This window comes from Burkholderia sp. AU45388 (assembly GCF_030481585.1).
GTDB lineage: Bacteria > Pseudomonadota > Gammaproteobacteria > Burkholderiales > Burkholderiaceae > Burkholderia > Burkholderia sola.
This window is the reverse complement of the sequence record NZ_JAUJPV010000009.1, coordinates 102,100-116,668: the sequence shown is the minus strand read 5'-3', so window position 1 is coordinate 116,668 and position 14,569 is coordinate 102,100. Positions and strand designations below refer to the sequence as shown.

Annotated in this window: 16 protein-coding genes; 10 read left to right on the top strand and 6 right to left on the bottom strand. The window is 65.8% G+C overall.

The window, feature by feature from the left end; genetic code table 11:
• Positions 1–176: 176 nt before the first annotated feature.
• Both nadA and nadC read left to right on the top strand, forming a co-directional pair.
• Complete coding sequence (gene nadA / locus QZM72_RS17160; RefSeq protein ID WP_301738711.1) at positions 177–1,313, top strand: quinolinate synthase NadA; 1,137 nt, start codon at positions 177–179, stop codon at positions 1,311–1,313.
• The gene (nadC, locus tag QZM72_RS17155) at positions 1,310–2,191 is read left to right on the top strand and encodes a carboxylating nicotinate-nucleotide diphosphorylase (protein ID WP_089468242.1); all 882 of its coding nucleotides are present in this window, start codon (positions 1,310–1,312) and stop codon (positions 2,189–2,191) included. Before nadA ends, nadC begins: the two co-directional genes overlap by 4 nt.
• A 75-nt stretch (positions 2,192–2,266) precedes the next feature.
• Here nadC and nadB read toward each other — a convergent pair whose 3' ends face one another.
• The 4 genes from nadB to radC form a co-directional block, all read right to left on the bottom strand.
• On the bottom strand, positions 2,267–3,853 hold the full coding sequence (gene nadB, locus QZM72_RS17150) for an L-aspartate oxidase (protein ID WP_089468241.1): 1,587 nt from the start codon (positions 3,851–3,853) through the stop codon (positions 2,267–2,269).
• Between the two features lie 159 nt (positions 3,854–4,012).
• Positions 4,013–4,180, bottom strand: a complete 168-nt coding sequence (rpmG, locus tag QZM72_RS17145) for a 50S ribosomal protein L33 (RefSeq protein WP_006478046.1) — start codon at positions 4,178–4,180, stop codon at positions 4,013–4,015.
• 17 nt (positions 4,181–4,197) lie between these two features.
• Positions 4,198–4,431, bottom strand: a complete 234-nt coding sequence (gene rpmB / locus QZM72_RS17140) for a 50S ribosomal protein L28 (RefSeq protein ID WP_004186391.1) — start codon at positions 4,429–4,431, stop codon at positions 4,198–4,200.
• Between the two features lie 238 nt (positions 4,432–4,669).
• On the bottom strand, positions 4,670–5,443 hold the full coding sequence (gene radC / locus QZM72_RS17135; RefSeq protein WP_301738710.1) for a DNA repair protein RadC: 774 nt from the start codon (positions 5,441–5,443) through the stop codon (positions 4,670–4,672).
• 135 nt (positions 5,444–5,578) lie between these two features.
• On the opposite strand from radC, the gene QZM72_RS17130 reads away from it, so the two are divergent.
• From QZM72_RS17130 to QZM72_RS17095, 8 genes are all read left to right on the top strand, one after another.
• Positions 5,579–6,034 (top strand): peptidylprolyl isomerase, encoded by a 456-nt coding sequence (locus QZM72_RS17130; RefSeq protein WP_089468239.1) that lies wholly within the window; start codon positions 5,579–5,581, stop codon positions 6,032–6,034.
• A 2-nt stretch (positions 6,035–6,036) separates the two neighbouring features.
• Complete coding sequence (gene ispH, locus QZM72_RS17125; protein ID WP_006488968.1) at positions 6,037–7,017, top strand: 4-hydroxy-3-methylbut-2-enyl diphosphate reductase; 981 nt, start codon at positions 6,037–6,039, stop codon at positions 7,015–7,017.
• 269 nt (positions 7,018–7,286) lie between these two features.
• Entirely contained in the window at positions 7,287–7,925 is a 639-nt protein-coding gene (locus QZM72_RS17120) for an amino acid-binding protein (protein WP_301738709.1), read from the top strand.
• Positions 7,926–8,136: 211 nt separating this feature from the next.
• Positions 8,137–9,087 (top strand): branched-chain amino acid ABC transporter permease, encoded by a 951-nt coding sequence (locus tag QZM72_RS17115; RefSeq protein ID WP_174391173.1) that lies wholly within the window; start codon positions 8,137–8,139, stop codon positions 9,085–9,087.
• Positions 9,088–9,106: 19 nt separating this feature from the next.
• Complete coding sequence (locus QZM72_RS17110) at positions 9,107–10,276, top strand: ABC transporter ATP-binding protein (RefSeq protein ID WP_301738708.1); 1,170 nt, start codon at positions 9,107–9,109, stop codon at positions 10,274–10,276.
• Between the two features lie 23 nt (positions 10,277–10,299).
• Positions 10,300–11,076 carry an ABC transporter ATP-binding protein gene (locus QZM72_RS17105; RefSeq protein WP_059576822.1) on the top strand — a complete coding sequence of 259 codons (777 nt, stop codon included), beginning with the start codon at positions 10,300–10,302 and terminating at the stop codon, positions 11,074–11,076.
• On the top strand, positions 11,076–11,792 hold the full coding sequence (locus tag QZM72_RS17100) for an ABC transporter ATP-binding protein (RefSeq protein WP_089468236.1): 717 nt from the start codon (positions 11,076–11,078) through the stop codon (positions 11,790–11,792). Before QZM72_RS17105 ends, QZM72_RS17100 begins: the two co-directional genes overlap by 1 nt.
• A 249-nt stretch (positions 11,793–12,041) precedes the next feature.
• Positions 12,042–12,713: a DUF2278 family protein gene (locus tag QZM72_RS17095; RefSeq protein WP_301738707.1), complete on the top strand. Its 672-nt coding sequence runs from the start codon at positions 12,042–12,044 to the stop codon at positions 12,711–12,713.
• A 36-nt stretch (positions 12,714–12,749) separates the two neighbouring features.
• Here the strand turns inward: QZM72_RS17095 and QZM72_RS17090 are convergent, their stop codons facing one another.
• Positions 12,750–13,199, bottom strand: a complete 450-nt coding sequence (locus tag QZM72_RS17090) for a GNAT family acetyltransferase (RefSeq protein WP_301738706.1) — start codon at positions 13,197–13,199, stop codon at positions 12,750–12,752.
• 13 nt (positions 13,200–13,212) lie between these two features.
• Positions 13,213–14,397 (bottom strand): acetylornithine transaminase, encoded by a 1,185-nt coding sequence (locus QZM72_RS17085; protein ID WP_301738704.1) that lies wholly within the window; start codon positions 14,395–14,397, stop codon positions 13,213–13,215.
• Between the last annotated feature and the right edge of the window lie 172 nt (positions 14,398–14,569).

The following is a 14,569-nucleotide window of genomic DNA, read 5'->3' as shown; positions in this document are numbered from 1 at the left end:
GCGCCGCCGCGATTGGTATGAGGCTTGGGGCCGGAGTAAGTGCTAAAGCGCTCACTCCGGCCGACCGCGAAGCATGGGACCCAAGTAAGCGCTGAAGCGCTAACTTGGGTCGACCGCGTAGCATGGGGCATGAGTAAGCGCTGAAGCGCTTACTCATGCCGACAGGAGATATGGAGATGCAATCGACGATCAAACCCGTCGAGTACGACCGGCCCGTCGCAGCAGGGACCGTGTGCGGCGTCGGACAGGCATGGGCCAAGGTGCCCGACGCGCCGTCCGCCGACGAGCGCGCTGCGCTGAAGGCACGCATCAAGGCGTTGCTCGCCCGTGAAAAGGCCGTGCTGGTCGCCCACTACTACGTGGATGCCGAACTGCAGGAACTGGCCGACGAAACGGGCGGCTGCGTGGCCGATTCGCTCGAAATGGCCCGCTTCGGCCGCGACCACGACGCGCAGACGCTGGTCGTCGCCGGCGTGCGCTTCATGGGCGAAACCGCGAAGATCCTGAGCCCGAACAAGCGGATCCTGATGCCCGACCTCGACGCGACCTGTTCGCTCGACCTCGGCTGCCCGGTCGACGAATTCTCGGCGTTCTGCGATGCGCATCCGGACCGTACCGTCGTCGTCTACGCGAACACCAGCGCGGCCGTGAAGGCGCGCGCGGACTGGATGGTCACGTCGTCGATCGGCCTCGAGATCGTCGCCGACCTGCATGCACGCGGCGAAAAGATCATCTGGGCGCCGGACCGCCATCTGGGCAGCTATATCCAGAAAAAGACCGGCGCGGACATGCTGCTGTGGCAGGGCTCGTGCCTCGTCCACGATGAGTTCAAGGGCATCGAGCTCGACCTGCTGCGCGCCGAATATCCGGACGCGAAGGTGCTCGTGCATCCCGAATCGCCGGAAAACGTCGTGGCGCAGGCCGATGTCGTCGGTTCGACCACGCAACTGATCGACGCGGCCGTCAAGTTCGACGCGCAACGCTTCATCGTCGCGACCGATCTCGGCATCCTGCACAAGATGCAGCTTGCCGCACCCGGCAAGACCTTCATCGCCGCGCCGACGGCCGGCAACAGCGCGACCTGCAAGAGCTGCGCGCACTGCCCGTGGATGGCGATGAACGGCCTCGCGAACCTCGCCGACGCGCTCGAACGCGGGCACAACGAGATCTTCGTCGACCCGGCGATCGGCGCGCGCGCGCGGTTGCCGATCGACCGGATGCTCGAATTCGCGGCTGCACACAAGAAGCGCGTGCAGGCGAGCGGCGATCTGCAGCGCGACCAGCCCCTGTTCGCGAACGTGGGGGCGGCATGAGCAACGCCGTATCCCCGCTGTTCGAAGCCCTCCGCGCCCAATACGGTGCGGCCTTCGACGAAGCGATCGCGCGCAACGTGGCCGATGCGATCGCCGAAGACGTCGGCCCCGGCGACCAGACCGGGCGGCTCGTGCCGGCCGGCGAGCACCGCCGCGCGCGGATCATCGTGCGCGAGGAGGCCGTGCTGTGCGGCGTGCCGTGGTTCGACGGCGTGATCGCGCGGATCGATCCGTCGATCGCCGTGCAATGGCGCTATCGCGAAGGCGACCGGATGGCGCCCGATTCGACCGTGTGCGAACTCGAAGGGCCGGCGCGCGCGCTGCTGACGGCCGAGCGCAACGGGCTGAACTTCCTGCAGTTGCTGTCGGGGGTCGCGACCGCGACGCGCCGTTACGTCGATCGCGTCGAGGGCACGCGCGCGAAGATCCTCGACACGCGCAAGACGCTGCCGGGACTGCGGCTCGCGCAGAAGTACGCGGTGCGCGTGGGCGGCGGCGAGAACCAGCGTCTCGCACTGTACGACGGCATCCTGATCAAGGAGAACCACATCGCGGCGGCAGGCGGCGTGGGCGAGGCGCTCGACGCGGCGTTCGCGCTGGAGTCGGGCGTGCCGGTGCAGATCGAAGTCGAGACGCTCGCGCAGCTCGACACGGCGCTCGCGCATCGCGCGCAGTCGGTGCTGCTCGACAACTTCACGCTCGACATGATGCGCGAAGCGGTGCGCGTGACGGCGGGCAAGGCCGTGCTCGAGGTCTCGGGCGGCGTCAATTTCGATACGGTGCGCGCGTTCGCGGAGACGGGCGTCGATCGCATCTCGATCGGCGCGCTGACGAAGGACGTGCGGGCGACCGACTATTCGATGCGGATCGTCGACTGACCGAACGTCGTCTAATCAGACAAAAAGCCGTTGGCGCGCACACGCCAACGGCTTTTTTCTTGGGAGGCGCGCCGCTCAGCGGCGCACGCGCGGCGTGAGCACGCTCGGCAATGCCTTCGGCAGCGTATGCGGCCAGTCGCGGCTGTAGTGCAGCCCGCGGCTTTCGCGGCGCGAGTGCGCGCTCTTCACGATCAGCGTGGCCACGTCGACGAGGTTGCGCAGTTCGAGCAGATCCCGCGTCACGCGGAAATTCGCGTAGTACTCGTGGATCTCGTCGCGCAGCAGCGACAGCCGGTGCTTCGCGCGCTCGAGACGCTTGTCGGTGCGCACGATGCCGACGTAGTTCCACATCAGGCGGCGGAGTTCGTCCCAGTTGTGGGCCACGACGACTTCCTCGTCCGCATCCGACACGCGGCTTTCGTCCCATGCGGGCAGTGCGGTGGGCGTTTGGGCGTCGAAGCCGGCCGCTTCGATCGCTTCGGCCGCCGCGCGGCCGATCACGAGGCATTCGAGCAGCGAGTTGCTCGCGAGCCGGTTCGCGCCGTGCAGCCCCGTGTACGACGTTTCGCCGACCGCATACAGGCCGGCGAGATCGGTGCGCCCCGCGAGATCGGTGACGACGCCGCCGCACGTATAGTGCGCGGCCGGCACGACGGGGATCGGCTGTTTCGCGATGTCGATGCCGAATTCGAGGCAGCGCGCATGAATCGTCGGGAAATGTTCGCGCAGGAACGCTTCCGGCTGATGGCTGATGTCGAGATACACGCAGTCGATCCCGCGCTTCTTGATCTCGAAGTCGATCGCGCGCGCGACGATGTCGCGCGGCGCGAGCTCGGCGCGCGGATCGTGCGCGGGCATGAAGCGCGTGCCGTCGGGCAGCTTCAGCAGGCCGCCTTCGCCGCGCACGGCTTCCGAAATCAGGAACGATTTCGCGTACGGATGGAACAGGCAGGTCGGGTGGAACTGGATGAATTCCATGTTCGACACGCGGCAGCCGGCCCGCCATGCCATCGCGATGCCGTCGCCGGTCGCGGTGTCGGGGTTCGTCGTGTACAGGTAGACCTTGCCGGCGCCGCCGGTGGCGAGCACCGTATGCGGCGCCTCGATCGTGATCGTGCGGTCGTTGTCGACGTCGAGCGCATACAGGCCGTGACAGCGGCGGCCGGGCAGGCCGAGCCGGTCCGACGTGATCAGGTCGATCGCATGGTGGTTTTCGAAGAACGTGATGTTCGGATGCTGGCGCGCGCGCGCCGACAGCGTCGCGAGCACCGCATGGCCGGTCGCATCGGCCGCATGGATGATCCGGCGGTGGCTGTGGCCGCCTTCGCGCGTCAGGTGAAAGCCGAGTTCGGCCGCGTCGTCCTTCGTGAACGGCACGCCTTGCGAGATCAGCCATTCGATGGCTTCGCGGCCGTGCTCGACGATGTAGCGCGTCGCGCCTTCATCGCACAGGCCGCCACCGGCGACCAGCGTGTCGTCGACGTGGTTCTCGATGCTGTCCGCCGAGTCGAGGACCGCCGCGATGCCGCCCTGCGCGTGATCGCTCGCCCCCTCCATCAGCGAACGTTTCGCGATCAGCGCGACACGTCGCGTGCTGGCCAGGTTGAGTGCGACCGACAGCCCTGCCAGGCCGCTGCCGACGATCGCCACGTCGAATTTCATGCTGCATCTCCATCGTTACGCTTTTTGATCTTGCGTTCCGTCGGTCGTCGCCGCGGAAAGGGGAGAGCATACCGCGTCGGGCGCGAGCGCGCGCGGCAAAACAAAAAGCCCCGCAGTGCGGGGCTTTTCGGTCGCCGTCAGGCTGGAAGAAACCGGAGATTACTTGATCTTGGTTTCTTTGTATTCCACATGCTTGCGGACGACGGGATCGAACTTCTTGATCGCCATCTTTTCCGGCATGTTGCGCTTGTTCTTCGTGGTCGTGTAGAAGTGACCCGTACCAGCGGTCGACTCAAGCTTGATCTTGTCGCGGGCGCCTTTTGCCATGATTCTGCTCCTTGGGCTTAGGCTTCGCCGCGTGCGCGCAGGTCAGCGAGCACGGAATCGATGCCGTTCTTGTCGATCAGGCGCAGACCGGCGTTCGAGACGCGCAGACGCACCCAGCGGTTTTCGCTCTCAACCCAGAACCGGCGGTTTTGCAGGTTCGGGAGGAAGCGGCGCTTCGTCTTGTTGTTGGCGTGGGAAACGTTGTTGCCGCTCATCGGCGCTTTCCCAGTTACTTGGCATACGCGTGCCATGAGAGCACTCCTAATACGCTAAATTCGGGGTTCGATCGCCGGTGAAGGTTCCATCGCACCGCCACGTGATCCATGGCTGCACTCAGAACGCCGTAGCCCTTACAGACAAGGCCCTTCGATGGCTAGAACTGGTTGGAAAAAAGACAGACGGCGATTCTAGCAGAAAAAGTTCAGAAAAATCAAACCTAATTTCGCTTCGCCGTTGCGGCGCCCTGGGGAAGGGCCACCGCGCCACAGTCTACAGCCAACCGGCCCGTGCGAACGAAAAAGTATCGCTGACGCCGACCACGACGTGATCGAGCAGCCGCACGTCGACGAGCTCGAGCGCGTCCTTCAGCACGCGGGTCAGGCGGCGGTCTTCCGCGCTCGGCCGCACCGCGCCCGACGGATGATTGTGCGCGACGATCAGCGCCGCGGCGTTCTGTTTCATCGCCTGGCGCACGATCTCGCGCGGGTAGACGGCCATGCGCGTGAGCGAGCCGCGCGCGATTTCCTCCATGTCGATCATGCGGTTGCGAGCGTCGAGGTAGACCGCGACGAACACTTCGTGCGGAAGCGTGCCGATCTTCATTCGCAGGCAATCCTCGACGGCGCCGGGCGAATCGATCTGCATGCCGTCCCGGGCCTTCTCCTCCAGCATGCGCCGCGCGATCTCGGTGACCGCGACCAGCCGCGCGGAGCGCGCGGGGCCGATGCCGGGGTGCGCCTCGAAATCGTCGGCGCCTGATTCGAGCAATCCGCGCAGCGACTTGTATTGACCGATCAGTTCGCGGGCGATGACGAACACATCGTGACCGGGCTTGCCGGTGCCGAGCAGCAGCGCGATCAGCTCGTCGTCGGTCAGCGCGGCCGGCCCGCGCTCCAGTAGCCGTTCGCGCGGCCGCTCGGGCCGCCAGTCGGCCGGGCGGCGCTTGCGCCGCTGGATCGGGATCACGCGGGCCGGCGGATCGGCCGGCGCATCGGGGCTGTCGCGGCATTCGGCCGGCGGCAGGATGAGGCAGGGTGACGGCATGGTCTGAACTCCATTGGCGGCGGGCGGCGTGCGCAACGTCGTCGCACTTTCCGCCTTGCACGCTCAGGTGACTTACAATATTGGCTTTGCGCCGGGCCATTCGGCCGTAGCGGGCGCCGACCGAACGAGTAATTCATGAGCCTCATCGATCTATCCGAAGTGAAGCCCGGTTCCCACGTCACGTTGCATTACCGGCTCGCACTGGCCGACGGCGCCGACATCGTCAACACCTTCTCGGACAAGCCGGCCACGCTGTTGCTGGGCGCGGGGCAACTGGCGCCGTCGCTGGAACAGATTCTGCTCGGGCTCCGGGTCGGCGACCACTCGACTTTTCAGCTAACCCCGGAGCAGGGGTTCGGTCCCCGCAATCCCGACATGCTCCAGCGCGTGACGCTGTCGACGCTGCGCGAGAACGGGATGGTCGGCGACGACTTCACGCCGGGCGAACTCATCGAGTTCAATGCACCGGATGGCGGTCGCTACGCGGGGGTGCTGAAGGAAGTCGGCGAGACCTCGGCGCTGTTCGACTTCAACCATCCGCTCGCGGGCCAGGCGCTCACGTTCGAAGTGAAAATCATCGGAATCCTGTAATCATGAGTACCACCGATACGCTGTCCGGGCAGACCGTCGCCGCCGACGCCGAAATCCTGCTGGCCCAGCCGCGCGGTTTCTGCGCGGGCGTCGACCGCGCAATCGAGATCGTCGAGCGCGCCATCGCGATGCACGGCGCGCCGATCTACGTGCGTCACGAAATCGTCCACAACAAGTACGTGGTCGAGGATCTGAAGAAGAAGGGCGCGATCTTCGTCGAGGAACTCGAGGAAGTGCCGGCCGGCAACACCGTGATCTTCAGTGCGCACGGCGTGTCGAAAGCCGTGCGCGACGAGGCCGACGTGCGCGGCCTGCGCATTTACGACGCAACCTGCCCGCTCGTCACGAAGGTGCACGTCGAAGTGGCGAAGATGCGCCAGGACGGCGTCGACATCGTCATGATCGGGCACAAGGGCCATCCGGAAGTGGAAGGCACGATGGGCCAGGTCGAGCGCGGCATGCACCTCGTCGAGAGCGTCGAGGACGTGCAGAAGCTCGAGCTCGCCGATCCCGAACGCATCGCGCTCGTCACGCAGACGACGCTGTCCGTCGACGACGCGGCCGAGATCATCGGCGCGCTGAAGGCGAAGTATCCGAAGATTCGCGAGCCGAAGAAGCAGGACATCTGCTACGCGACGCAGAACCGCCAGGACGCGGTGAAGTTCATGGCGCCGCAATGCGATGTCGTGATCGTGGTCGGCAGCCCGAACAGCTCGAATTCGAGCCGGCTGCGCGAAGTGGCCGAAAAGCGCGGCGTGGCCGCGTACATGGTCGATGCGCCCGATCAGATCGATCCGGCGTGGGTCGCCGGCAAGCGTCGCATCGGCGTGACGGCCGGCGCGTCGGCGCCCGAGGTGCTCGCCCAGGCCGTTATCGCGAGGCTGCGCGAACTCGGCGTGCGCAACGTCCGCGCACTCGACGGCATCGAGGAAAACGTGTCGTTTCCGCTGCCGCGCGGGTTGAACCTGCCGCCCGCCGCCTGATTGCCGCATCGCACCCTGCGGAACACCGAAGCGCGCCCTTGCGGCGCGCTTTTTTTGTGCCGCCGAATTCAAATCGCAACCATTATTCCCAGTCGTGGTGCAACCCGGTTGCTCCCGCCGCGCGCAATCGTGTCTCAAAATTGGTTGCAATGCAGGAAAACCCCATCGAATCAGGAATATTGGCGGCCTGTAAATGGAGTTACAATGCGCCCGTTTTCAAGCCGGAATGGCTTTGAAACGGGTTTTGGCAAGGCGCGGGAGACCATTCAATGCATGTGAAGTTGGCTTACGCCGTGTCCGTCGCCGCACCGGTTGCAATGCTTGCCGGCTGCAGCAAAAAGAGCGACGACGAGGCGGGCAGGGAAGCTGCGGGGTTCGCGGCGCCATCGGCCAGCGGCGTGCGCGCCGCCGGAGCCGGACGGGCGGCGCCATCGGCGCGCCGTATCGCGCAACTGGGCAAGGAAAACGGGGCACGTTTGACGATCGAGGAAATCAACGCGCTTGGACCGGCGACCGGTCCGGCAGCGGGCCTGCCGGCTGCATCGCGGCAAGCCGCCGATCGACGGCTGCCGCACGATCGCGGCGTGGCCGGCAGCGTGCCGAGCCCACTGTTCCCCCTTCAATTCGATTCGACGAAGCAGCGCGCCGCCGCGACCGACCGTGTCGTGGCGCGCCGTCTGGTTCGTACGATGGATTCCGATGCAGTCCTGACGAACGTCGGGCGCGGCCGTCGCAACGCCTTGACGGGCGACGCGGCGCGGAATCCGATCCGTCCTGGCGCGATGCTTGCATGGCACCGGACGGGCCAAGGCACGGATGCCGGGAAACCGGACGACGGCCGTCTCGGCATGCTGCCCCACGACTTCAAGGAGGCCACGAACACCGTCCTCGATGTCGTGACGATTTAGCGACGGGACTCATGACGGCACCGGAACAGTGCGGTGCCGTTTTTGTATCCGCTTCGGCGGCAGGCTCGGCCGTACAGGCCGGGCGGCGCGCGCCGGAACGATCCACCCTTACCGGTATCGACTAGTACCCGCAGTGTCGCCGAGAAGGCGCGATTCCTCGCTTACCCGCGGGGCGCAACGTCCTCCGGCAGCACGGGCCAAGGAGCTTTAAATGGATATTTTCGTCCAGCAGGTTCTCAACGGGCTGGTGCTCGGCAGTGTGTACGCCATCATCGCGTTGGGATACACGATGGTGTACGGCATTCTCGGCATCATCAACTTCGCGCACGGCGACGTGCTGATGATCGGCGCGATGGTCGCGCTGTCGGCCATCACCGTGCTGCAGAACCACTTTCCCGGACTCGGCAACGTCGCGACGCTGACGATCGGCCTGGGCATCGCCGCGGTCGTCTGTGCGTTCGTCGGCTTCACGATCGAGCGTGTCGCGTACCGGCCGCTGCGCCGCGCGCCGCGCCTCGCGCCGCTGATCACCGCGATCGGTGTGTCGATCCTGCTGCAGACGGCTGCGATGATCATCTGGTCGCGCAACCCGCTGCCGTTCCCGCAATTGCTGCCGACCGATCCGATCAACGTGATCAAGGCCACCGACACGACGCCCGGCGCCGTGATCTCGGTCACCGAAATCGTGATCATCGCGGTCGCGTTCCTCGTGATGGCAGGCCTGCTGCTGCTCGTGCACAAGACCAAGCTCGGCCGCGCGATGCGCGCGATCGCCGAAAGCCCGAATACGGCGAGCCTGATGGGCGTGAACCCGAACTTCGTGATCTCCGCGACGTTCATGATCGGCTCCGCGCTCGCCGCGCTGGCCGGCGTGATGATCGCGTCCGAATACGGCAACGTGCACTTCTACATGGGCTTCATCCCCGGCATGAAGGCGTTCACGGCCGCGGTGCTCGGCGGGATCGGCAACCTCGGCGGCGCGATGGTCGGCGGCGTGCTGCTCGGCCTGATCGAGCAGCTCGGGGCCGGCTACATCGGCAACCTCACGGGCGGCGTATTCGGCAGCAACTACCAGGACGTGTTCGCCTTCGTCGTGCTGATCATCGTGCTGGTGTTCCGTCCGTCGGGCCTGCTGGGCGAACGTGTCGCGGACCGCGCGTAACGGAAGGGGAGCAAACAACATGACATCCATTCAACCGATCGAATCGTCGACGTCGCTCGTCGAAGAGCGCAACACCGCCAAGACCGTCGTCATCGGCCTGCTCACGGCGGTCCTCGTGATCGCCGCGCCGATCGTGATCGGCTCGGCCGGCGGCAACTACTGGGTCCGCGTGCTCGACTTCGCGATGCTGTACGTGATGCTCGCGCTGGGCCTGAACGTGGTGGTCGGCTTCGCCGGCCTGCTCGACCTCGGCTACATCGCGTTCTACGCGGTGGGCGCCTACACGGCGGCGCTGCTGAGTTCGCCGCACCTGACCTCGCAGTTCGAGTGGATCGCGGCGCTCGCGCCGAACGGGCTGCACATCCCGTTCCTGATCATCGTGCCGATCGCGATGGCACTGGCGGCGACCTTCGGGATCCTGCTCGGCGCGCCGACGCTGCGCCTGCGCGGCGACTATCTGGCGATCGTCACGCTCGGCTTCGGTGAAATCGTCCGGATCTTCATGAACAACCTCGACCGTCCGGTGAACATCACCAACGGCCCGAAGGGGATCACGGGCATCGATCCGGTGCACATCGGCGGCTTCAATCTCGCGCAGACGCATACGCTGTTCGGCTTCCAGCTGCCGTCGGTGTACATGTACTACTACCTGTTCGTGCTTTGCTCGCTGCTGGTGATCTGGGTGTGTACGCGTCTGCAGCACTCGCGTATCGGCCGCGCGTGGGCCGCGATCCGCGAAGACGAGATCGCCGCGAAGGCAATGGGCATCAACACCCGTAACGTGAAGCTGCTCGCGTTCGCGATGGGCGCGTCGTTCGGCGGCCTGTCGGGCTCGATGTTCGGCGCGTTCCAGGGCTTCGTGTCGCCCGAGTCGTTCACGTTCTGGGAATCGATCGTCGTGCTCGCCTGCGTGGTGCTCGGCGGCATGGGCCACATCCCGGGCGTGATCCTGGGCGCGGTGCTGCTCGCGATTTTCCCGGAATTCCTGCGTTCGACGATGAGCCCGCTGCAGCATGCGCTGTTCGGTCACGACATCGTCGATACGGAAGTGATCCGTCAGGCGCTGTACGGCCTCGCGATGGTGATCATCATGCTGTATCGCTCGGAAGGCCTGTGGCCCGCGCCGAAGCATGAGGACAAGATCGCGAAACTGGCGAAGCGCAACAGCAAGAAGCCGGTGCGCGCGTAATCGACGGACAAGGGGATAAACACATGAGCGACAAGCAAATCCGACTGTCCGTCTCGGGCGTGAACAAGCGCTTCGGCGGGCTGCAGGCACTGTCCGACGTCGGCCTGCAGATCAAGGAAGGCGAGATCTACGGGCTGATCGGCCCGAACGGCGCCGGCAAGACCACGTTCTTCAACGTGATCACGGGCCTCTACACGCCGGACTCCGGTGATTTCAAGCTGGACGGCCAGAACTACACGCCGACGGCCGTGCACCAGGTCGCGAAGGCCGGCATCGCGCGCACGTTCCAGAACATCCGCCTGTTCGGCGGGATGACGGCGCTCGAGAACGTGATGGTGGGCCGCCACGTGCGCACCAAGCACGGGCTGCTCGGCGCGGTGTTCCAGACGCCGGCCGAGCGCCAGGAAGAGCGCGAGATCAAGGAACGCGCGATCGAGCTGCTCGACTACGTCGGCGTGCTGCAGTACGCGGACTACACGTCGCGCAACCTGTCGTATGGTCACCAGCGTCGGCTCGAAATCGCGCGCGCATTGGCGACCGACCCGAAGCTGCTCGCGCTCGACGAGCCGGCAGCCGGGATGAACGCGACCGAGAAGGTCGAACTCACGCGCCTGCTCGACAAGATCCGTTCGGACGGCCGCACGATCCTGCTGATCGAGCACGACGTGAAGCTCGTGATGGGTCTGTGCAACCGGATGACGGTGCTCGATTACGGCAAGGTGATCGCCGAGGGTCTGCCGCAGGACGTGCAGAAGAATCCGAAGGTGATTGAGGCATATCTCGGCGCAGGGGTGCACTGATGGCAGCGGCAATGTTGAAAATCAAGGGCTTGCAGGTCAACTACGGCGGCATCCAGGCCGTCAAGGGCGTTGATATGGAAGTCCGCCAGGGCGAGCTCGTGACGCTGATCGGCGCGAACGGCGCCGGCAAGACCACGACGATGAAGGCGATCACCGGCCTGAAACCGTATTCGGCCGGCGACATCGAGTACGAAGGCAAGTCGATCAAGGGCGTGCCGTCGCACGAACTGCTCAAGCGCGGCCTCGCGATGGTGCCGGAAGGCCGCGGGATCTTCGCGCGGATGTCGATCATCGAGAACATGCAGATGGGCGCGTACCTGCGCAACGACAAGGAGCAGATCAAGAAGGACGTCGACCGGATGTTCGGCTTCTTCCCGCGCCTGAAGGAACGGGCGACGCAGCTCGCGGGCACGCTGTCGGGCGGCGAGCAGCAGATGCTGGCGATGTCGCGCGCGATTTTGAGCAAGCCCAAGCTGCTGCTGCTCGACGAACCGTCGATGGGCCTGTCGCCGATCATGGTCGAGAAGATCTTCGAAGTGGTGCGCGAGATCTCGAAGGAAGGCATCACGGTGCTGCTGGTCGAGCAGAACGCACGCCTCGCGCTGCAGGCGGCCGACCGCGGCTACGTGATGGATTCGGGCACGGTCACGATGGAAGGCGACGCGAAGCAGATGCTCGACGATCCGAAGGTGCGGGCCGCGTATCTGGGCGAGTAAGCGGTCGAGCGAACGAACGAGTCCGGTTGCGTGCGTCGCGCCCGGGCTGTCGAAAAGCCGTCACGGGAAGCAACCGTGGCGGCTTTTTTTCGTTTTGCGATTCGCGTCGAACGCCGCGCGCACAGGAGACTCCATTCGATTGTTGCGCCGCGCGTGCGGCTGGCGGGCCGGTCGCCCCTGGCCGGGCGCCCGCAAACCGACACACGGGCCGCGTAGCATCGATCACCCATCGGCACCTGGAGAACACGCATGAGTCTGGACTACGGTTTCGTGAAGGCGAAGGTGAAGTCGGTGGCGAAGCTGAAAGGCTCGCCGCACGGCAGCGAGATCCAGTATCACGTTCACCTGACGCTGGCGCTGCCGGCGGGAGACTGGGACGTCGCGATCAACGTCGGCACCAACGACGCGGACGATCTGCTGAACTACAAGCTCGTCTACGATTTTCACCATCCGCTCACGCAGACGCTCGCCGCCGCGGCCGAAGGCTACACGGACCTGACCGGCCAAACGGCGTTGCCCGCGCTCGACTATCTGCGCAGCGACGTCCTGAACGACACGGGGGCATGGCGCGCGAGCGCCGTGATGGATGGCACCGAGAACGCGGAGCCGATCCCGTCGCTGCTGCGGCTCGTCAATGCGGCGCAGTCGCAGGGGCTCGACGTCGTCGTGTTCGGCCGCACCTATGCGCAAGGCAACGGCATCCACGACACGCACATGAACCAGGGTTCGACGGGCCCGAACTACCTGCATCGCGCGGGCGACGACCACAACGATCACAACGACGTGTGGCAGGACGGCGCGCTGATCGTGCGCGTGAGCGACACGCAGTGGGCCGCGTATTTCGCGGCGTTCGAACAGCAGGCCGTGCCGACCGACGCGCTCGGCAATCCGCTGCCGGGCGCGGGGCCGATCACGCGCTGAAGCGAGGCGACTGCCGGCCGCGTCAGGTCGACAGTGTCAGGCCGACAGCGTCTTGCCGAACGAAATCCGTTCCTCGACGCGATAGCCGAGCGCCGCGTAGAAGCGGCATGCGTCGTCGTTGCCGGGCAGCACCTGCAGGTTGATCTTCAGGCAGCCGCGCGCGGCGAGCGCGCGTTCCGCATGCGCGATCAGCGCGCGGCCGACGCCGAGCCGGCGTGCGTCGTTCGCGACGCCGAACGAGTAGAGCCAGCCGCGATGTCCGTCGAAACCGGCCATCAGCGTGCCGACGACGCGCGCGCCGCTGGTCGCGACGAAGAACAGTTCCGGCTGCGTCGCGAGCTTCAGCTCGATCGATCGCAGCGGATCGCGGTGCGGCGGCGCTGCGGCGTCGTCGTATTGCGGGAACGCGTCGCGCCATACCGCGAGCACGGCATCGGTGTCGGCGCGTTCGAACGGGCGGATAGCGACAGCATCGGCGGCATCCATCGCGGCGGTCTCCTTACAGCGTGTCGAGGATCGACCGCAGCATCGCCATCATCTGGTCGATTTCCTCGGTCGTCACGTTCAGGGCAGGCATGAAGCGCAGCAGGTTCGGCCGTGCGGCGTTCAGCAGCAGGCCGTCCGGCTGCATGTCGCGCGCCTTCTCGACGATCTGCGGGCCGATGTCCTTGCCGAGCAGCAGCGCGCGCAGCAGGCCTTCGCCGCGTTCGCCCTCGAAGCCGCGCTCCTCCGACAGTTCGAGCAGCTTGCGCTTCAGGTACTCGCCGCGTTCGCGCACGCCTTCGAGGAAGCCGGGCGCGACGAGCTGCGAGATGACCGAATAGCCGACCGCCGTCATCAGCGGGTTGCCGTTGTACGTGCCGCCCTGGTCGCCCGCCTCGAACACCGCGACGTCGGCCTTCGACAGCAGCGCGCCCAGCGGTGCGCCGCCGCCGATGCCCTTCGCGAGCGTCATGACGTCCGGCTCGATGCCGGACAGCTCGTACGCGAACAGCGTGCCCGCGCGGCCGCAACCGCTTTGCACTTCGTCGACGATCAGCAGCAGGTCGTGCTGCTTCGTCAGCGCGCGCAGCGCCTGCATGAATTCACGCGTGGCCGGGATCACGCCGCCTTCGCCCTGGATCGGCTCGAGCATCACGGCGACGGTCTTGTCGGTGATCAGCTTCTCGACCGACTCGATGTTGTTCAGCTCGGCCTTCGGGAAGCCCGGCACCTGCGGCGCGTAGATCGTGTCCCAGCCCGGCTTGCCGCTGGCCGACATCGTCGCGAGCGTGCGACCGTGGAAGCTGTGGTCGAACGTGATGATCTCGTACGCGCCGTTCTTGAACTTGCGGCCCCACTTGCGCGCGAGCTTGATCGCGCCTTCGTTCGCCTCGGCGCCGCTGTTCGTGAAGAACACCTTGTCGAACACGCTGTGCTGCGTGAGCAGGCCCGCGAGCTTCGCCATCGGCTCGTTGTAGAACGCCGGCGACGGGTTCAGCAGCTTGTCGGCCTGCGTCTTCAGCGCTTCGACGATGCCGTCGTTGCAGTGGCCGAGGCTGTTGACGGCCCAGCCCTGGATGAAGTCCAGATAGCGCTTGCCGGTGTGATCGTAGAGCCACGACCCCTTGCCGTGCGTAAACACGATGTCGGGGCGGTTCGTGATGTACATCAGCGAGTCGATCGGATAATCGTTCAGGGGCATGGCAGCAGACTCCAGCGGGCGTTGAAAGGGAAACGGGCAATAAAAAAGCCACGGAAGGCCGTGGCTGGTGGGTCGAACAGCTTGTGCGTAACCGGTGAAGCGGAGGAGGGTTACGCGCGAGTCCGTGACGAGCCGGCGGCATCCGGGCGGAGCGGCGAGCGGCGACGTCGGA